This window comes from Parabacteroides sp. AF27-14, from assembly GCF_003635425.1.
GTDB lineage: Bacteria > Bacteroidota > Bacteroidia > Bacteroidales > Tannerellaceae > Parabacteroides > Parabacteroides distasonis.
Genome location: NZ_QTLZ01000011.1, coordinates 1 through 19,759, shown reverse-complemented (window position 1 = coordinate 19,759; position 19,759 = coordinate 1). Strand labels below are relative to the sequence as shown.

17 protein-coding genes are annotated in these 19,759 nt (G+C 46.3%); 10 read left to right on the top strand and 7 right to left on the bottom strand.

Translation table 11 applies throughout. The features are described from left to right. Positions 1–2 precede the first annotated feature (2 nt). From menD to DWY79_RS12610, 5 genes are all read right to left on the bottom strand, one after another. Positions 3–1,691: a 2-succinyl-5-enolpyruvyl-6-hydroxy-3-cyclohexene-1-carboxylic-acid synthase gene (menD, locus tag DWY79_RS12630; RefSeq protein WP_122369432.1), complete on the bottom strand. Its 1,689-nt coding sequence runs from the start codon at positions 1,689–1,691 to the stop codon at positions 3–5. Positions 1,692–1,705: 14 nt separating this feature from the next. Beyond that, the gene (locus DWY79_RS12625) at positions 1,706–2,803 is read right to left on the bottom strand and encodes an isochorismate synthase (RefSeq protein ID WP_122369431.1); all 1,098 of its coding nucleotides are present in this window, start codon (positions 2,801–2,803) and stop codon (positions 1,706–1,708) included. Next, positions 2,800–4,032 (bottom strand): Cof-type HAD-IIB family hydrolase, encoded by a 1,233-nt coding sequence (locus DWY79_RS12620; protein ID WP_005862246.1) that lies wholly within the window; start codon positions 4,030–4,032, stop codon positions 2,800–2,802. The genes DWY79_RS12625 and DWY79_RS12620 overlap by 4 nt, the downstream gene beginning before the upstream one ends. A gap of 260 nt (positions 4,033–4,292) precedes the next feature. Next, positions 4,293–5,099: a Cof-type HAD-IIB family hydrolase gene (locus DWY79_RS12615; protein WP_005862248.1), complete on the bottom strand. Its 807-nt coding sequence runs from the start codon at positions 5,097–5,099 to the stop codon at positions 4,293–4,295. Further along, positions 5,089–7,011, bottom strand: a complete 1,923-nt coding sequence (locus tag DWY79_RS12610) for an AAA domain-containing protein (RefSeq protein WP_122369430.1) — start codon at positions 7,009–7,011, stop codon at positions 5,089–5,091. The genes DWY79_RS12615 and DWY79_RS12610 overlap by 11 nt, the downstream gene beginning before the upstream one ends. 185 nt (positions 7,012–7,196) lie before the next feature. Between DWY79_RS12610 and DWY79_RS12605 the strand changes: the two genes are divergently transcribed. The 4 genes from DWY79_RS12605 to guaD are packed head-to-tail and all read left to right on the top strand — an operon-like array spanning position 7,197 to position 11,170. Continuing rightward, the gene (locus tag DWY79_RS12605; RefSeq protein WP_122369429.1) at positions 7,197–7,568 is read left to right on the top strand and encodes an Hpt domain-containing protein; all 372 of its coding nucleotides are present in this window, start codon (positions 7,197–7,199) and stop codon (positions 7,566–7,568) included. 44 nt (positions 7,569–7,612) lie between these two features. Then, positions 7,613–8,905 carry a serine dehydratase subunit alpha family protein gene (locus DWY79_RS12600; protein ID WP_036630444.1) on the top strand — a complete coding sequence of 431 codons (1,293 nt, stop codon included), beginning with the start codon at positions 7,613–7,615 and terminating at the stop codon, positions 8,903–8,905. A 9-nt stretch (positions 8,906–8,914) separates the two neighbouring features. Beyond that, positions 8,915–9,817 carry a cation diffusion facilitator family transporter gene (locus DWY79_RS12595; RefSeq protein WP_009017469.1) on the top strand — a complete coding sequence of 301 codons (903 nt, stop codon included), beginning with the start codon at positions 8,915–8,917 and terminating at the stop codon, positions 9,815–9,817. 12 nt (positions 9,818–9,829) lie between these two features. Beyond that, the gene (gene guaD / locus DWY79_RS12590; protein WP_122369428.1) at positions 9,830–11,170 is read left to right on the top strand and encodes a guanine deaminase; all 1,341 of its coding nucleotides are present in this window, start codon (positions 9,830–9,832) and stop codon (positions 11,168–11,170) included. Here the strand turns inward: guaD and DWY79_RS12585 are convergent. After that, a complete protein-coding gene (locus DWY79_RS12585) occupies positions 11,135–12,103 on the bottom strand; it encodes a 4Fe-4S binding protein (protein ID WP_122369427.1) in 969 nt (322 codons plus the stop codon). The genes guaD and DWY79_RS12585 overlap by 36 nt on opposite strands. Positions 12,104–12,147: 44 nt before the next feature. Then, positions 12,148–13,416 (bottom strand): DUF5103 domain-containing protein, encoded by a 1,269-nt coding sequence (locus tag DWY79_RS12580; RefSeq protein WP_122369426.1) that lies wholly within the window; start codon positions 13,414–13,416, stop codon positions 12,148–12,150. A 132-nt stretch (positions 13,417–13,548) separates the two neighbouring features. On the opposite strand from DWY79_RS12580, the gene DWY79_RS12575 reads away from it, so the two are divergent. The 6 genes from DWY79_RS12575 to nqrF are packed head-to-tail and all read left to right on the top strand — an operon-like array spanning position 13,549 to position 19,542. Further along, positions 13,549–14,895 (top strand): Na(+)-translocating NADH-quinone reductase subunit A, encoded by a 1,347-nt coding sequence (locus tag DWY79_RS12575; protein WP_008772142.1) that lies wholly within the window; start codon positions 13,549–13,551, stop codon positions 14,893–14,895. Positions 14,896–14,918: 23 nt separating this feature from the next. Beyond that, complete coding sequence (locus DWY79_RS12570) at positions 14,919–16,121, top strand: NADH:ubiquinone reductase (Na(+)-transporting) subunit B (protein ID WP_005862260.1); 1,203 nt, start codon at positions 14,919–14,921, stop codon at positions 16,119–16,121. 13 nt (positions 16,122–16,134) lie between these two features. After that, on the top strand, positions 16,135–16,947 hold the full coding sequence (gene nqrC, locus DWY79_RS12565; protein ID WP_005856889.1) for an NADH:ubiquinone reductase (Na(+)-transporting) subunit C: 813 nt from the start codon (positions 16,135–16,137) through the stop codon (positions 16,945–16,947). 7 nt (positions 16,948–16,954) lie between these two features. Then, positions 16,955–17,584 (top strand): NADH:ubiquinone reductase (Na(+)-transporting) subunit D, encoded by a 630-nt coding sequence (locus DWY79_RS12560; protein ID WP_005856891.1) that lies wholly within the window; start codon positions 16,955–16,957, stop codon positions 17,582–17,584. Between the two features lie 25 nt (positions 17,585–17,609). Then, complete coding sequence (gene nqrE, locus DWY79_RS12555; protein ID WP_005856893.1) at positions 17,610–18,227, top strand: NADH:ubiquinone reductase (Na(+)-transporting) subunit E; 618 nt, start codon at positions 17,610–17,612, stop codon at positions 18,225–18,227. 40 nt (positions 18,228–18,267) lie between these two features. Further along, positions 18,268–19,542: an NADH:ubiquinone reductase (Na(+)-transporting) subunit F gene (gene nqrF / locus DWY79_RS12550; RefSeq protein WP_010182986.1), complete on the top strand. Its 1,275-nt coding sequence runs from the start codon at positions 18,268–18,270 to the stop codon at positions 19,540–19,542. Positions 19,543–19,759: the final 217 nt, after the last annotated feature.

Sequence of the window (19,759 nt, the reverse complement as noted above, 5' to 3'; positions counted from 1 at the left end):
TATTATATGTTTTGTACTTGGGATGAATTTTTTAGTTGATGATAATATTCCTTGAGCAATCGTACGTCTTCTGCTTTGTCCGTGAAAACCTCCATGAATAGGGGATGTTCGCTCGGTTGCTCTGTTTGGGTAAAGGCGCTCATCGCCGCTGCCAACTCCTCGGCATTATGGACAGCGGAGTAGGAGAATCCTCTTTCCGTGGCCCATCCCTCCGCAGAGGTCTGGTGGGAGGCGGTGACGTAACGGTGCGTACGTTCGTTCATCTTGAATCCCGGCAAGGCTTGGAAGATTTCGCCACCTCCGTTGTTCAAGAGCAGGATGCGAAGGTTATTGTGCAAGTTATCGTTCCACAACGCGTTCATATCATAGAAGAAACTAAGATCGCCTATGACGATAAAGTTTAGTTTTTGCGAGGCCGAGGCATATCCGATGGCCGTAGACAAGGAGCCTTCGATCCCGCTCGTACCCCGGTTGCAACAAACCTCAACCGTCTCGGGCACGGTGTACAATTGCGCGTAACGTACGGTGGAGCTATTCCCCAGATGCAAGGCCGATTCAGCCGGAAGCGAACGTATCAAACTACCGATCGCCGCCATCTCGGAGTAAGCGAACTCCGGCTCCGGCAGGTTCCGGGATTTGTATTCCCAAGCCTTCGGATATTCAATCTGCCTATTCTCCAGCATATAAGCGATTTTCTCCAGAAACTCGAAAGCGTCCATCTCGATCACCGTGGTCAGGCTACCGAATAAATCCGCTACCTCTCCATCCAATGAGACATGCCAATGCTCCTTAGGCGGGTGTTTCCGCAAAAACTCTTTCAGCCGCTTGGAGACAATATGGCCACCGTAGGTGATTACGAGCTCGGGAACTAGCTTCTCTTTTTCCTCCTCCGGGGTAGCATACAGGATAGCGTCGAAATTCTTGATCGGTAATCCCGGTACGATACGGTTGCCGATGTGCTCGGAGAGCCAAGTGAAATGTTTGTATAGTAACTTACATATTTTCTTCTCGAAGAGATAGATCAAGCTCATTTGTCCCGCTATCATCATCCGCTTGCTATATTTGTTCAAGCGCTCGATCAGGTCATCATATTTCCGGTCGTACACGTTCAAGCCTTGATAACGGGTGATTACCCGTACCTTCGGCAATTCGGGTGTCGTGAACTGAAATAAAGGCTCGGAGATCGGAACGTTGATATGCACCGGTCCTTTGCCGTGGTGGTTCAGTTCCAACAACGCTTCGTTGATCAATCGATTACAATACCATTCATCTTGATCCGTATGTATTTCCGGTAGCTGCACCGACTTCTTTACCAGCGAGCCGAACACCCCGGGTTGCGGCAAAGTCTGTCCGTCCATTTGCCCGATCCATGCGGCGGGGCGGTCGGCGGATATCACGACAAGCGGAACTTTCTGATAGAAAGCCTCCGCTACCGCCGGATGTATATTCAGCAAGGCCGTGCCCGAGGTACAGCAAACAGCCGCCGGCTTACCTCCGTGCAACGCTAGCCCTACGGCAAAGAATCCCGCGCTTCGTTCATCCGTCACGGAATGGCAATTGAAGAACGAATGGTTTGCCAATGTGTGCACAATCGGAGAGTTCCGGCTCCCCGGACATAGCACGATATTACTTACGCCGTGCTCTATCAGCAAGGCTACCAATTGAAGGATGTTCTTTTTATCGCTATACATTATATGATATAAAATTATAAATTACCCACTATTCTCCGCATCGTATCTAATTTATCCTCTGTCTCCTGCCACTCATCCTCTAGCTGCGAGGCCGCCAACAGACCGCCTCCGGCATACAGCGTAAAGGTTTGGGGGAGGATATTCATGCAACGGAGGTTTACGTACAGATCTGTTTTGCCTTTGGGATCCAGCCAACCGATGAAACCGGAGTAATAGCTACGATCGTACCCCTCATTCTCGATGATGAAATGATAAGCCTCCTCCTTGGGAAGACCGCAGACGGCTGGAGTAGGGTGTAATAGTTGAAGGACATCACCCAGCTTCTCGGGATTCGGCAAGGAGAAGAAGAAATCACTTTTCAAATGAGAAACCTCTCCGGCCCGGGCTGAATAAGGCCCCTTCTCCTCGGGAGTAATACCCAAGGTGGACAGCTGGCGGCGTATATAGGAGGCGACTAATTGCTGTTCTCTCCAATTCTTATGGTCCCAGCTTTTCGGTAATTTCCCGTCTCGTAAGGATTGGGTTCCGGCCAAAGCTACCGTTTGCCAGTCACCTTTCTCGCCGGATAACAAGATTTCCGGTGTCCCACCCATCCAAGTTCCGGTTTCCGGGGTATGGCAAAGGTAGACATAGGAGCGGATATATCGTTCTTCCGCGGCGAAGAATGCCTTGCCGGGTGAGAAAGAGGGATCTTTCCGGATCGTTTTGCTACGGGATAGGACTAGTTTATCTTGGCTTCCTTTTAGCAAAGGGTTGGTAAACAGGGAGAAATGGTAAGCGTATCGTTCCTTCTCCTCGGATTCGGACGGGATTTCGATTTCATTCGAAGGGAATTCGTTTTTCTCTCGAGAGAAATCCCAATCGGATTCGGAGGGGATTTCAAAGCAATCCGGTTGGATTAAAACGATAGGTCGTTCCGCTGTCACCTGAAACGGAGCGATTACAAAACCGCTCCGTTCATTTAAGTCTTTTATGTCGTATAATAGGCAAGGAGAGCCGGCGCTTTGCATCCTGAAATGGAGCCTATCCTCACCGGGAATACGCCAAATAGCGAAACTCCGGCCTTGCTTGATCAACGTGTCTATTATTTCGTAAGAATCTCTTGGAATCATTTCTTCTTTAGTATACTATTGATTACCCGTACAGAGGAAACCAGTTTGTCGGTAGAGGTGAATATGTCTACGTTCCACACATGGGATGAACGGCCTTTGTGGATAATCGTCCCGACGGCACGTACCGTGTCTCCCTCGTGGGCGGACGACATATGGCTGCCGCTAACTTGCATGCCGACTACCATCTCGTCCGGTTTCGCCAGAATCATGGAACCTAGTCCGGCCACGGTCTCTGCCAGAGCCAGTGTAGCGCCTCCGTGCAAGATACCGAAAGGCTGGCGGGTCCGTTCGTCTACAGGCATGGTCGCTTCCACACGATCCTCCGACGCATAGGTATATTGAATGCCTAGATTACCCATTAAAGCATGTTTGGCCCGTGCGTTTAGTTGATCTAACGGAACCTCTGTGGGTTTGATCGTGGCAAGGATCGCTTTCTCGATCGCTACCGCCACACCTTCCATATTATTGGGTAAGGTCGTGAAATCGGCACAAGCCTTTACGGAATCGCGTGCGTTACCCATCGCCACGCCGGTACCGGCTAATTGAAGCATGGATACGTCGGCCACGCCATCACCGATAGCGACAACCTCTTCGGTCGTGATATTCAGCATCTCCATCAATACCGCCAACGTATTTCCCTTATTGATGAAATGAGGAGCTACCTCCAAGAAATAGTCCTCGGAGCGGAAAGCTTCCAATACCCCGTCCAAACGTTTCTTCCAATGATTTTCGAGACCCACTAGATTGTTCTCGTCATCGCTGGTAAGAATACACTTACAGGGTGCGAAATCCACCGCTTCCGGGAAATTCTCCACACCGATGATGCGCATCTTATTGAGTTCGGCCTCCTCTTGGACATGCTTGTTTTCCGGGCTATCGGTCAGGATATAGTCCTTGTGATACGTGAAGATAGCAAAACCATTTTCCTTCGCCTTCCGGTTTAAATAAGGAATCATGGCCGGATCGATTCGTTTCTCGAACATCAATTCTCCGGTCTGGGCATTGATGATCTGACCTCCGTTATAAGATAATATGAAACCACCGTAATGATTCAATTCAAGAGCCTCCGCCAAGGGTTGAACCCCGTTGGTGGGTCGGCCGGATGCCAATACAACATGAACTCCCATCTGCTGAGCCTTTAACAAGGCGGCATGGGTCCGGGGAGTTATCTCTTTCTTGTCGTTAAGCAACGTCCCATCTACGTCTAAGACTAATAATTTGTACTTCATGGCGTCTTATTTTTATGGTTTAGAATACAAATATACATAAAATAGTTGATAGTTAGAAGACATTTCCATGAAAGGAATTTACGTATATCGGCGCAAGCTCACGCCTATACTGGCGTAGCCCTACGGCACTACTGGTATAGGCGTATGCCGGTATAGGCATTGGCCTGTGTCGATACTGGTGTAAATGTCTCTGAAAAAACACGTACGTGTTCTCGCGAAAACATGTACATGTTTTTCGGAAAATACGTACGTGTTTTTTTTCAAAGCAATTCTTGGATGAAACGAGCCACTCCATCCTCATCGTTCGTGTATTGGGTGATGCGGTCGGCATTGGCCTTGACAGGGGGCTGGGCGTTGGCCATAGCGACTCCCAATCCGGCGAAACGGATCATGGATACGTCATTGAAACCGTCGCCGATAGCGATCACTTCCTCCTGTTTTATCCGGGTTCGCTCTAGTAAGCGGGATAACGAGGCGGCTTTGTCGATGCCTTTGGGGACAAGCTCCAGATAGAATGCCTCGGAACGATATACGTTGATACGTTTCCCTAATTCTTGGCGGAGCTTCTCTTCCAACGGTACCAACATCTCCGGTTCGCCTACCACCAAGCATTTATCGGCTGGCTGATGCAAATCCCGCAGAAAATCGTCGGTAGCCTTGATCTTCATTTTGGTTAAGAAAGATTCGTATTGTACGTATTTATTTTCCGGATGCTCGCTTAAGATATATTTACCGTTGTAGGAAAGGATAGCCAGTCCCGCTTCTTTGGAGCGGTTGTATAAAACAGGTACGATATCGGGTGGCAAAGCCTGTTCGAAAAGTACTTTGTCTGTCATCAAGTCGATCACCTTACCGCCGTTGAAGGAAAGGATAAAACCACCATATTGCTTTATGTTCAGTTCCTCGGCTAAAGGCACGATACCGTAGGTGGGCCGGCCGGAGGCTAAGACCAGATGCAATCCTTTTTCCTGCGCTTGCAGAAGGGTTTCCCTCGTAAACGGGGTGATCTCTTTTTTACTGTTTGTCAGTGTACCGTCTAAATCCAGTACCAATAATTTATAGTTCATGCTCTTGTTTCGTGTTGATCGTGATTATTTTACCTCTTTGGGAGATATAATTATAGAGTTCTTTATAAAATGCGTGCCGGGTAAGGGTGGAAGCGTCTCCCAAGATCATCAGTTTCATACGGGCACGGGTGATCGCTACGTTCATGCGCCGCAAGTCGTTCAAGAAGCCTATCTTTCCACCCTCGTTGGCCCTTACCAAACTGATCAAGATGACATCGCGTTCTTGCCCTTGGAAACCGTCAACGGTGTGTACGGTGATCAGTCTGCGTAAAGGCTTGAAGAAAGCGTCTTGTTTGATCAATTTACGGATGTATTGTACCTGCGCCTTATAAGGGGAGATCAATCCGAAGTCGATATTCTCTTCCAGCACTCTCTCCTTGGATATTTTCTGTATATAGGAGCGTAATTGTTCCACGAGCAATTCCGCCTCTTGCCTGTTGACACGGCTCATGGTCTCTTCTCTCGTATTTTCCGTGAAATCGCACTCGGACGTATCGAACCATACGATGGGAGTGTCCAGTCGCAAGATTCCCCGCCCACTTACCTCGGGAGCGGATTCGAGTTCGTTATGATAGAACCATTGGGAGGAGAAGCGCATGATATCCTCGTGCATACGATATTGGATCTTCAGGAGAGAGACCGTTTCCGGTTTCGTGTGGGCTATCTTTTGCATCAAGGTACGTCCTAAGCCTTCTCGTTCCGCTTCTATACATTTAATAGTAGGGGGCAATTGGTGATGATCGCCCGCTAGTATGACCCGGTCCGCCTTGCTGATCGCTATCCAGCAAGCGGCTTCCAAGGCTTGGGCGGCCTCATCGATAAACAAGGTCGTGAAGTGTCGGTTCATCATGATCCGGTTTGCGGAGCCAACCAAGGTGCAAGCGACAACACGAGCCTCGTCGAACAGCTCTGTATCGATCTTGACTTCCAGTTCGGTCGCCCGGAATTTCAAACGGGAGAGGCGGTTTCGGATCGTATCCCGTTCCTCCCGGCTTTTCTTTCGCATATTGGATTGTATATCCCGTATCGCTTTTCGGATGCTCCATAACTCGGGATAATCCGGATGCGATTCGAAACGGCGTTCATATGTAAAAAAGAGCATCTTGTCATTGATACGAGTGGGGTTCCCGATGCGCAGGACGTTAATGCCTCTATCTACCAGTTTCTCCGAGATGCAGTCTACGGCGGTATTACTTTGAGCGCAAACGATCACTTGATTCTCCCGGTGAAGGGTCTCGTAAATGGCTTCCACCAAGGTGGTTGTTTTCCCGGTTCCGGGAGGGCCGTGTACGATAGATACTTGTTTCGCTCCCAATACCTTATTTACGGCTTCTTCCTGCGAGCGGTTCAACCAAGGGAAGCGGATCGGGAATAATTCCCGCTGTCCCGGTTTTTCCTGCCCCAGCAATACATCCCTAAGATGAGAGAGTTGGTTGTTTTTTGCCCGCATCACGTCCGAGAGAGCGGAAAACATCGTTTTATAGCTGGTCTCGTCGAAGTAGAGTTGCACGCCGAGATCATTGCTTTTTCCTTGTATATCCATCAAGGCGGAAGGAGTGGGGAGAACTACCACCATCCGGTCCTCTTGCACGTAGCTGATCGTGGCGGAGAAATCCAGATACTTAAATTTACCACTGATATCTGCCGTAAAGAAGCAAACCGGGCGCCCGTACTCAAAATTATGCTCGATCTCCCGGTCTTCTGTCCTTTCGATCTCGATCACCAATTGGTTTAAGGAGTTGTAATAACTGCGTCCCGGAGTGACCGGATACCAACAGAGGCCCTGCGCCACTCGTTTTCGCAAACCCGTACGCTCGGATTGCTGTCGGTATGTTTCCTTCTCATATTCATATTCTTTCTGCAGGAGATCATATTGATTTTGCAAATCAACAAGCGGCGATGAAATTCCCATTCCTTTATCAATTCAATTAATCGGATAAATACAGCCCGGGCGTTCTAAGTCCCGAAGTAGGCGACAAAAGTACTAAAATTATCGTTCCGTACCCAAGTTGCGGTAAGTAAAGAAAAAGAATACCGCTAACGTTGGTAGTGTCTATAAAATTCCTAATTTTGTACGAAAACTAATATCATAAAAAAATGAATGAGAACGATGTTTTTTATAACGCATTAATAGATGTAGCTGCTTGGGATAAAGAGAATACCTTAGATCGTTTTATGAATAGTGATAGCCTCTTCAAAAAGTTTCTATATAAATTTATTACTACAGATGGTTCGTATGTGAAATTACGGAGCTCTTTAGTAGAGCGGGATTTGGAGAATGCCAAGCTATATTCGCATACCTTGAAAGGGATAGCCGCTAATTTAGGTCTGGTAAATCTATTCGATGTATCGAATAATATACTATCGCTGTTGAGAGAAGGGAATCTGGAAGAAGCGTTGCGTTATGAAGATGCATTGGGAAAACAATACGATGCCTTGCGAGATATCGTTGTTGAGTTTTGTTCTTAATCTATTGTATATTAACTATCTAATTCTAAATAAAGACTATCAGTATGGATACTATCATAAAAACTCAAATTATAGATTTGATTCACAGGGAGGTAATCCCTGCTATCGGATGTACGGAACCTATTGCCGTGGCTTTGGCGGCCGCAAAAGCGGCGGAAGTGCTGGGGCGTAAGCCAGAGAAGATAGAGGTTTATCTGAGCGCCAATATCCTGAAGAATGCCATGGGAGTAGGAATCCCGGGGACTGGCATGGTGGGGTTGCCTATCGCTATCGCCTTGGGATCGATCATCGGTAAGTCCGCTTATGGGCTAGAGGTGCTGAAAGACTTGACTCCGGAGGGATTGAAAGAAGGTAAGGAAATGGTCTGCAAGAAATGTATCGGTATAGACCTGAAAGAGAATGTAGATAAACTTTATATCGAAATTATAAGTTCAGCAGGGAACGATCGTTCAAGGGTGATCATTTGCCATGAGCATACCCATATAATATATGTAGAGAAAAACGGGGAGGTATTGACTGATTTACGTATGGCAAACGCTTCTGGCGAGGAAGTATGTGAGAATAAGGATTTACGTCTTTCCTTCTCTATGGTCTATGAGTTTGCCATGGAAATGCCATTGGATGAGATTCGTTTTATTTTAGAAACAGCTGAGTTGAATAAGAAAGCCGCCCAAGCTTCCATGAAAGGCAATTACGGACATACCGTAAGCAAGACAGTCTCGGGTGCTTTCGGCCGTAAGTTCATGGGAGATTCCGCTTATACGCATATGTTGATCATGACTTCCGCCGCTTGCGACGCTCGTATGGACGGTGCTATGATCCCGGTGATGAGTAATTCGGGAAGCGGTAATCAAGGAATCGCCGCTACGCTTCCGGTTCTTTCTTTCGCCGAGGATATCCAATGCTCGGAAGAGCAACTGATCCGTGCGTTGATGTTAAGCCATTTGATGGTGATCTATATCAAGCAAAGTCTGGGACGTTTGTCCGCCCTTTGCGGTTGTGTGGTTGCCGCTACGGGAGCGAGTTGCGCTATCACCTATTTGATGGGAGGAAATAAGGCGCGGATTTCTTATGCGATCAAGAATATGATCGGTAATATTACCGGAATGATCTGTGACGGTGCCAAGCCGAGTTGCGCGATGAAAGTATCTAGTGGCGTGTCTACGGCGATGCTTTCCGCTTTGATGGCCATGGAGGATAAGGTGGTGACTTCCGTGGAAGGTATCATCGATGAGGATGTGGATAAATCGATCGCGAACTTGACCGCTATCGGTTCTAAAGGAATGGAGGCGACGGATCGTCTGGTGCTGGACATCATGACCGGTAAATCTTGTTAATGGGATTCTATGGAGGAGGCACCAAAGGCGAGGAAAAAAGAGATTATGCGAGTGACACTTTTAGGGTCATTCGCTAATTTTGTTTTATTGGTATTCAAGTTCGTGGCGGGTATCTGGGGACATAGTAGCGCTATGATCGCCGATGCGGTGCATTCGTTATCTGATTTCGTAACGGATATAATCGTCCTTCTTTTTGTCAATATATCTTCCAAGCCAAAGGACGAGAGCCATGATTACGGGCATGGTAAATACGAGACTTTGGCGACTTCAATTGTCGGTATCGTCTTGCTTTGTGTAGGTTTTGGCCTTTTCTGGGAGGGAGCGAACAAGATTTATGACTTTTATTTCAAGGGGATTCCGTTGGAAAGTCCGGGAATGATCGCTTTAGTTGCCGCTCTTATCTCCATTGTGATCAAGGAATTACTGTATCATATTACGGTTTGGGTAGGAAGGAAGCAGAATAGTCAAGTCGTTATCGCTAACGCTTGGCATCATCGCTCGGATGCCTTTTCCTCGATCGGTACGGCTTTAGGTATTGGAGGGGCGATTTTGTTGGGGGATAATTGGCGTGTGCTGGACCCGTTGGCGGCTGTGATTGTCAGTTTGTTTATCGTAAAAGTAGCCTTGCAGCTGGTGATCCCCGCAATCAATGACTTATTGGAGAAATCTTTGCCGAAGGAGGTGGAGGATGAGATCTTGGCGATCATTAGTGAGGTTCCCGAGGTAAAGAGCCCGCATAATCTACGTACCCGCCGCATCGGTAATAATTTTGCTATCGAGGCGCATATACGGGTGGACGGACAGATAACCGTGACTCGTGCCCATGACTTGACGAAAGAGATCGAACAGAATCTGCGTGATAAGTTCGGTCAGGCTACGCACATCGCTTTGCACGTGGAACCAATTAAATAAACGAATTGTTATTTGACCATGATGAAGAACTTATATAGGGGAGAAGTGTTCTATTTGATCGCTTCCCCGCTGGATCATGTGGAGGCTTACCGCTATTTTGAGGATGGGGGACTGGCTGTTGTTGATGGAAAGATTGTAGAGGCGGGGCCGTTCGAGGCGATGCGTTCCCGTTACCCGGATTTCCCGGTGACAGACTATTCCGGTAAATTGATTACACCCGGCTTTATTGATTCCCATATCCATTTCTCCCAGTCGGAGATACAGGGAATGTATGGCAAGCAACTTCTGGATTGGCTGGACGAATATACGTTTCCCGCCGAGGAAGCTTTCTCTTCCATGGAATATGCACAAGATATCGCTCGCTTTTTCGTGAAGGAACTGGTGAAGAACGGAACTACGACTTGTGCCGCTTATGCCACGGTTCATCCTGCTTCCGTAACCGCATTATTTTCCGTGGCTACGGAGTATAATATGTGTATCTTGGCTGGAAAGGTGATGATGAACCGGAACGCTCCGGATTATCTGATGGATACCACGCATCAGGGTAAGTTGGACTGCCGTAGCTTAATCGAGGATTGGGACGGGAAAGGACGGAATCACTATGTGATCACGCCCCGTTTCGCCATAACCAGTACGCCGGATCAATTAAAGTCTGCCGGTCGTTTACATGCCGAATATCCCAGTACCTATATACAGACACATCTTTCGGAGAATCTGGGAGAGATTGAATCTGTCTTATCGCTCTGTCCCGGTCATGCGGATTATCTGGAGGTCTATGAGCGTGCCGGATTGTTGACCGATCGTTCGATATTCGGGCATTGTGTCCATCTAACCGATCGGGAATATAAGCGGTTGGGAGAAACGGGAGGCATTATCGCCCATTGCCCGACCTCGAACCTTTTCCTTGGAAGCGGATTATTCGATATGAGGGAAGCGAACCGTTACGGCGTACGTACTACCTTGGCGACAGATGTCGGTGCGGGTACATCTTTCTCTATGTGGCGTACGATGGGAGAGGCTTATAAGGTACAACAGTTGAACGGTTATCCGATGACAGCTTTGGAGGCTATCTATAAATGTACGCTAGGCTCTGCACGGGCCTTATCGTTGGACGACCGAATCGGAAGTTTCCTCCCTGGCCGTGAAGCGGATTTCATAGTCGTGGATTATGCCGCTACCTCTGTCCAGAAATTGCGTATGGAGTATCTTCGTTCGAGAGATAAATGGACGATCGAGAATAAGCTGTTTGGCCTGCAAACCCTCGGCGATGACCGGAATACGGTATGTACTTATATAATGGGCAAGCAAGTATACGGCTCAGATTCGTGCGATCATCAAGAAACAAGTATGTAATACGACCGTTACGACGATCCATAGGCGCTCGGCAGTAGTCGGGCGCAATCCCGGGAAATGATATTCTATAGCCCCGTGCTTGCAAGCGGAGAGGCAATCTCCGCAATAGGTACAGGTATAGCCGATCTTTCCCTTCTCGATCTCTTCTTTATGTAGGGCATCATAACGGCAAGCGTTTGTGCAAGCCATGCAATGGCAACAATCCGTGGTCAGTCGTACCCGGAAAGGAGAGAGGTATTTGAGGAAAGACACTAAAGTCCCGATCGGACAATAACTACTGCAATGCACCATCTTCCGTCTCTTTCTGGAAAACAATAGCATGACAAGTAGGCCGATAACTCCGACCGCTATTCCAAAAGCGGTGGCTATCCTGCCGCTCGCTCCGAATATTCGGAGTAGGATGGCCCCCAACATAACCAGAAATAATATGCTGTATCGCATTTGCTTGTGATAGGGGAACCTTTTTCGTTCCAATTTTCCCCGGGCACTCCATGCGTCGAATGCCCCGAAGTAACAAAGCTGGCTACACCAAGCGGGACCGGATAGTAATAAGGTGCTGATAAAAAGTATGGGCATGAATAATCCATCGAAGCGATAAAGCGGTCCGGCCAAGATTACCGCAGGGATCGGTAAATGCAGTTTTCCGGTCATAAGGAAAATAGGATCGGCAAAAATCCCTAGAGCAAGTTGCCCGAAAAAAACGATCGAGAATAACAACCACGCTCGTTTTCTCCATTTGGGACGTTCTTGCCGATCTTGCATCTTATAGCAGAGCCAACCACCGTATATCATGGCAAGTATCACTTGTATCCATCCTCCATACGGAAATAACCTTTCGCCTATCAACAGTGGATTTTTAGGCATGACTTGAACGATCGAGAGAAGTCCCCCGACTAATAATACGGTACTGATAACAATACGTCTCGTTTTCATGCTCAATTATTTTATGCGTAAAAGTATGCCTTTTACGCGAATAATTATAGCACGGGCATTGTATTTCTGATACTAGTTACACCGATTAAACGATCATACCGTGCTCCCATTGGACAATAGTAGACGTAAATGCTATATTCGTTCTCCGTCTGGAAGAAATTACCCTCGATAGGGCCGGTCTGTCCTACGGTCTGTCCGTTAGGGACAAAGAGGTACTGATAGTTGTAACTGCCTTGTTTCAGTAAGACGGATTTCTCGTATTGATGCGTCTCCGGATTATAGCCCATCTTACTTTTCTCGTCCAATACATTATTATATAATTGACCGTTCAAATACACGTTTCCATCGGGAATTAAGTCCATGGCGAGGGTAAAGTGAACGATGTAATAATCCGCTTCCGTATCCGGGTCGTTACAATTACTGCAACGGATGAAGAAACGGCCGTCTTGATCTTGATCGTATTGATACGATAATTGGTCACGTCGATAGTCCGTCATCAACTCTACATGGTAGTATGGATTATGGAACGAGATACTTTCTACGTGCATGCCATTGTATTTGTTGCTCAAAAATTCCATACGGCGATATTCGTTTCCTGCGGGAAAGATCAAGTTCTGATTGTTCGTATAAGAGATCTGGTTTTCTAAAATAGTCATAGGCTGAAGACCTGTTACGGCATTATCCCTGCGGTTATTCTGATAAACCCAGATTTTCAAGTCGGTCTGAGGATAGGTGATGGGGAAATTCTTGTTATTGATCGCAAAGCTGACTTGTTGGTGTGACTGATTGGTATCGATATCCGTATTTCCGCTCACCGTAGCGGCGACACTAACCATCGGCTCAAAAATAGAAAAGCATGCGGTAAATACGATCTGGGAGGGATCATCCTCGTTATATACTTGCAAGGCATAATTCCCCGAGACCTTCGGTTGAACGTCATCGTTTGGGAAAAGTAATCGGTAGTTGGTGTATTGCACCGTAGTACCCATCGCATTGGCGAAATCCTCGATCGTGCTCCCTTGGAAACCATTCATATACTCAATCGGGGAAAGATTCGATTGCGTCCAATCGGAGTTGCAATGAACCAGATTATAGGCGTATCGCCCGAAGCCCGGATTAAAAGCATCGAAATTAACTTCGATACGGTTTTCACCGCCCAGTTCAATGAATGGATCGGAGAACATCTCGCCGGCAACCTTCACTTGGAGGGTCTTTATTTGCTTATCGCTAACGTTGGTGAAGTAAGTCACTTGAGCGTTCAACGGTACTAAAACCGTGATAAGCAGCAGAAATAGGATTTTAAAAACTTTCATTTTCTTATTACTTTCTTTAACGACGCAAAATTATGGAATTATTTCTCTATTTATTTGCCTTTCCCTGCTCTAAAGCATGAAAAAATGTTTACTTTTGCAGGAAAATTACATATAAACAATTTTAGTTGTATCATGGCAAATGTGATTAAGATTAAAAAGGGTTTAGACATTAATCTGAAGGGCAAAGCTTCGGATGTACTGTTAAACGGCGGCAAGAGCGAGTCTTACGCGATCGTCCCCGATTATTATAACGGTATTCTCCCCAAAGTTGTTGCGAAAGTAGGAGAAAAAGTCAAAGCCGGTTCTGTACTGATGATTGACAAGAACCGCCCCGAGATCAAGTTTGTTTCGCCGGTCAGTGGCGAGGTAACTGCCGTAAACCGAGGAGAGAAGCGTAAGGTGCTAAGCATCGTTGTGAAGCCGGATGCGCAGATCGAGTATGAGGAGTTCGGTAAGAAGAACGTAGCATCCCTACAGGGAGCAGAGGTGAAAGAGGTACTTCTGAACGCTGGTATGTGGCCGTTTATCAAGCAACGCCCATACGATATCGTTGCCGCTCCATTGGATACTCCGCGTGATATCTTCGTTTCGGCTTTTTACTCCGCTCCGTTGGCTCCAAACTTCGATTTTATCGTAAAAGGTCAGGAGGCTGATTTCCAGACTGGATTAAACGCCCTAGCTAAATTAACGAATGGAAAAGTGTATGTGGGTGTAAGAAGTGGTTCTGTCGTGAGCGGAATGAAAGGTGTGGAGATCGTGGAAGTAGAAGGTCCGCATCCCGCAGCGAACGTTGGCGTGCAGATCAATCATATCAAGCCCGTTAACAAGGGTGAGGTAGTTTGGACGGTTAATCCGGCAGACGTGATCGTTATCGGACGCTTGTTTAACAAGGGTGTCGCCGATTTCAGCCGTATGGTTGCTATTACCGGTTCCGAGACTACCGAGAGAGGCTACGTTAAAACGATTTCAGGTTGTACGATTAAGAGCTTGGTTAACGGTAAAGTGTTAGGACAGGAACATATCCGTATTATTAGCGGTAATGTTTTGACAGGTACCAAGGTGAATATGGATGGTTACCTAGGCGCTTATGATAACCAGATCACCGTGATTCCGGAAGGTGATGAGACGCATGAGTTCTTAGGTTTCGCTATGCCTCGTTTCAACCAGTTCAGCGCTAGCCATAGTTACTTTAGCTGGTTAGGTACTAGCAAGGAATATGTGATCGACGCCCGTATCAAAGGTGGTAAACGTGCCATGATCATGTCTAATGAATACGATAAGGTGTTTCCGATGGATATCTATCCGGAGTATTTGTTGAAAGCGATCATTGCGTTCGATATCGACAAGATGGAGAACTTAGGTATCTATGAGGTGGCTCCCGAGGACTTCGCTCTTTGCGAGTTCGTGGACACTTCCAAGATCGAGTTGCAAAAGATCGTTCGCGACGGATTGAACCTGTTGTATAAGGAAATGAATTAATAACATAAAAAACTTATAATACATTGAAAGCGTTAAGGAATTATCTCGACAAGATTAAGCCTAACTTTGAGGAAGGCGGAAAGCTGGCGATGTTCCGTTCTGTTTTTGACGGTTTCGAAACATTCTTATTTGTTCCGAACGAGACCTCTAAAACGGGCGTACATATTCATGACTGTATTGATTCAAAGCGTGCCATGACCGTGGTTATCATCGCTTTGTTGCCTGCTTTGCTTTTTGGTATGTATAATGTCGGTTATCAGCACAATTTAGCTGTGGGGGCTGATCCGGGATTTTTGATGACTTTTATTTTTGGATTTTTGGCGGTATTGCCTAAGATCATTGTTTCGTATGTGGTAGGTTTGGGTATAGAGTTCGCTGTCGCCCAAGTGAAGAAGGAAGAGATTCAAGAAGGATTCTTGGTTTCCGGTATCTTGATTCCGATGATCGTTCCGGTCGATACTCCGTTATGGATGATCGCTGTAGCTACTGCTTTCGCTGTTATTTTCGCGAAAGAGGTATTTGGTGGTACGGGATATAATATATTTAATGTAGCATTGGTTACACGTGCGTTCTTATTCTTCGCTTACCCGGCAGCAATGTCTGGTGATCAAGTGTTCGTTCGTACGGCTGATACGTTTGGTATCGGGGCTGGCCAAGTAGTTGACGGTTTTTCCGGAGCTACTCCGCTAGGACAAGTCGCTATCGCTGGTAAGGAGATGATCGGTTCTTTCCAAGCTGTTGACGTATTAGGCAACCCGATCTCTACTTGGGACGCGTTTATTGGTTTGATCCCGGGCTCTATCGGTGAGACTTCCGTATTGGCTATTTTGATCGGTGCGGTTATCTTGTTGGTTACGGGTATCGCAAGTTGGAAGACAATGGTTTCCGTGTTCGTGGGTGGTGCTTTCATGTCATTGATCTTTAATATGATCGGTACTACGGTCGCTATGTGCGTATCTCCGCTGGATCACTTGTTCTTAGGTGGTTTCGCTTTTGGTGCCGTGTTCATGGCTACAGACCCTGTGACTTCCGCTCGTACGGAGACAGGTAAATATATCTATGGTTTCCTTGTAGGTGCTATGGCCATTATTATTCGTGCGTTGAACCCGGGTTATCCAGAGGGTATGATGCTCGCTATCCTGTTGATGAACGTGTTCGCTCCGCTGATCGACTATTATGTTGTGGAAGCTAATATCTCTCGCAGATTGAAACGTGTAATAAAATAAAGTAAGAAGGAATATGGCTAAATATAAATGTAAGGTATGTGGCTATGTCCACGAGGGAAATAAGGCTCCTGACACTTGCCCGGTATGTTCCGCTCCTGCTTCCGAATTTGAGGAAATCAAGGAGGAGGGCGCCGCTAAGAAAGGCATAAACCGGGATAGCAATGTTTATACGGTTGTTTATGCGGCTGTGATGGTTGTGCTAGTGGCTGTCGTATTGGCGTTTACTTCACAATCATTGAGAAGTTTTCAGAAACAGAACGAGGATAACGATAAGAGACAACAAATTCTGCGTTCTATCAACGTAAATGTTTCTTCTTCTGAGGCTGAGACCAAGTACAACGAGTTGATCAAGGAAGCTTTCTTGGTAAACGAGAATGGTGAGAAGGTTGAAGGCGACGCTTTCGCTACGGATGTAGTTAAGGCTGCCACTGAGCATCAATATCCGGTTTTCGTCGCGAATGTAGATGGTCAACCGAAATATATCATGGCTTTGCATGGAGCAGGTCTTTGGGGTCCGTTATGGGGTTATATCTCTGTAGATAGTGATAAGAATACTATTTATGGTGCTGACTTCAGCCACCAAGGTGAAACTCCGGGTCTGGGAGCTGAGATCTCTAAACCGGCGTTCAGCAATGAGTTCAAAGGTAAGAAGATCTTCATGAGTGGAGAATTCAAGTCTGTCGCTGTTGTTAAGCCGGGTAAGAGCGTAGCGGGACAGGATTATGTAGACGGTATCTCAGGTGGTACAATTACCAGTAAAGGTGTGGATGAAATGTTATTCAACAGCTTGAGCGGTTATGTTAAATTTTTGACCTCACAAAATTAAGTAGAAGATGGGATTATTATCTGAAAAGAATAAAGAAGTTCTGTTAGGCCCGTTGAGCGCTAACAACCCGGTTGTCGTTCAGATGTTGGGTATTTGCTCTGCGTTGGCTGTAACATCAAAACTTGAGCCGGCCATCGTGATGGGTATCTCGGTGACGGCTGTCGTAGCTTTCGCTAACGTGATCATTTCATTGATGCGTAATACGATTCCGAACCGTATCCGTATTATCGTGCAATTGGTGGTAGTTGCCGCTTTGGTGACAATCGTTAGTGAGGTGTTGAAAGCTTTTGCTTATGACGTAAACAAACAGCTTTCCGTATTTGTCGGTTTGATCATTACGAACTGTATCTTGATGGGACGTCTGGAAGCGTTCGCCTTGGGTAACGGCCCATGGGAATCGTTCTTGGATGGCATTGGTAACGGTCTGGGATATGCGATTATTCTTATTATCGTAGGTTTCTTCCGTGAATTGCTGGGATCTGGTACCTTATTGGGTTTCCAAGTGATTCCGCAGGCATTCTATGATCTGGGTTACGTGAACAATGGTTTGATGATCTTGCCTCCGATGGCGTTGATCGTGATCGCTGTTATTATTTGGGTTCATCGTGCTAAGAACAAGGAACTTCAAGAAAATTAATGTTAACGATTAAACGAATAATAGAATGGAACAATTATTAAGCACATTCGTCCGCTCGATCTTCGTTGACAACATGATCTTCGCATACTATTTGGGTATGTGCTCTTTCGTGGCTGTCTCAAAGAACGTGAAGACCGCTTTAGGATTAGGTATAGCAGTGACATTCGTACTTTTCTGTACGTTGCCGATTAACTATATGCTTGAGAATTATGTATTGAAAGAAGGTGCGTTAAGTTGGTTAGGCCCGGAATATGCGGAGGTGAACCTTAGCTTCTTGGCATTTATTATCTTTATCGCCGTTATCGCTTCTTTCGTGCAGTTGGTCGAGATGGTAGTCGAGAAATTCTCTCCGTCTTTGTATGCTTCCCTTGGTATCTTTTTGCCGCTGATCGCTGTAAACTGCGCTATCTTGGGTGGTTCTCTGTTTATGCAACAAAAAGCGTTCCCTAATGTAGGTGTCGCCACTGTTTATGGTTTAGGATCTGGTATCGGTTGGTTGCTGGCTATCGTAGGTATGGCGGCTATCCGTGAGAAATTGTCATATTCAAATGTCCCAAATGCTTTGAAAGGTTTGGGTATTACTTTCATCATCACGGGTTTGATGGGTATGGCATTCATGTGTTTCTCTGGTCTGAAGATTTAAGTATTAACGCATTAAACAAAATATAAAGATGACTTTATTAATGTCGGGCGGACTTACGATTGGTGTCAGCGCAATAGTATTCTTATTGATTACGCTGATCTTGGTCGGTTTGCTTTTGTTCGCCAAAGCAAAATTGGTGCCTTCAGGGAATGTAAGCTTGAAGGTTAACGGAGAGAAAGATATAGAGACCCCGATTGGTGGAACTTTGCTAGGTGCGCTACAGAGCGGTGGCATCTTCTTGTCTTCCGCTTGTGGTGGTGGTGGTAAATGCGGTCAGTGCCGTGCTCAAGTTATTGATGGCGGTGGCGAGATCCTACCTACTGAGAAAGGTTTCTTCTCTCGTAAACAAGTGAAAGATCATTGGCGTTTGGCTTGTCAATGCAAGGTGAAAGAGGATATGGTCGTTCAGGTACCAGACGAGGTATTTGGCGTTAAGGAATGGGAATGCGAGGTTATCAGTAACAAGAACGTCGCTACATTTATCAAGGAGTTTATCGTTGCGTTGCCTAAAGGTGAGCACATGGACTTTATTCCGGGTTCTTACGCTCAGATCAAGATCCCTACATACTCAATGGATTATAACAAGGATATCGATAAGAGCTTGATCGGCCCCGAGTATCTGCCGGCTTGGGAGAAATTCGGTTTATTCGGTTTGAAGTGTAAGAATGACTCACCGTCTATCCGTGCCTATTCTATGGCTAACTATCCTGCTGAGGGTGACCGTATCATGTTGACCGTGCGTATCGCTACGCCGCCGTTCAAACCGAAACCACAAGTTGGTTTCATGGATGTGATGCCGGGTATCGCTTCTTCTTATATCTTTACGTTGAAACCGGGTGATAAGGTGACTATGAGTGGTCCTTATGGTGATTTCCACCCAATTTTCGATTCTAAGAGAGAGATGATGTGGATTGGTGGTGGTGCTGGTATGGCTCCGTTGCGTGCCCAAATCATGCACATGACGAAGACGTTGAAGACTACGGATCGTAAGATGTCTTACTTCTATGGCGCGCGTGCCTTGAACGAAGTGTTCTATTTGGAAGATTTCTTGGAAATAGAGAAAGAATTCCCAAACTTTACGTTCCACTTGGCGCTTGACCGTCCTGATCCTGCCGCTGATGCTGCGGGTGTTAAATATACGGCTGGATTCGTTCATCAAGTAATCCATGATACTTACTTGAAGGATCACGAGGCTCCGGAAGATATCGAATACTACATGTGTGGTCCGGGCCCGATGTCAAAGGCCGTGGAAAATATGCTGGATAACTTGGGTGTACCTCGTGAGATGTTGCACTTCGATGATTTCGGTGGATAAAATAGGATTTCTATATCTACAGATAGAAGGCGGGGGTTAAGATCCTCGCCTTTTTTATTTTGGCCCTGAAACTCCTCTTTACGAAGATATACTTCAAATGCTATAGGATATATTCTGCATGTGTCATAGGATATATACTTCATTAACGAAATAAGTCGTACTTCTGACTATGCCTAAATTTACTTCACAGATTTTACTGTTATTTTCTAAGGTACTT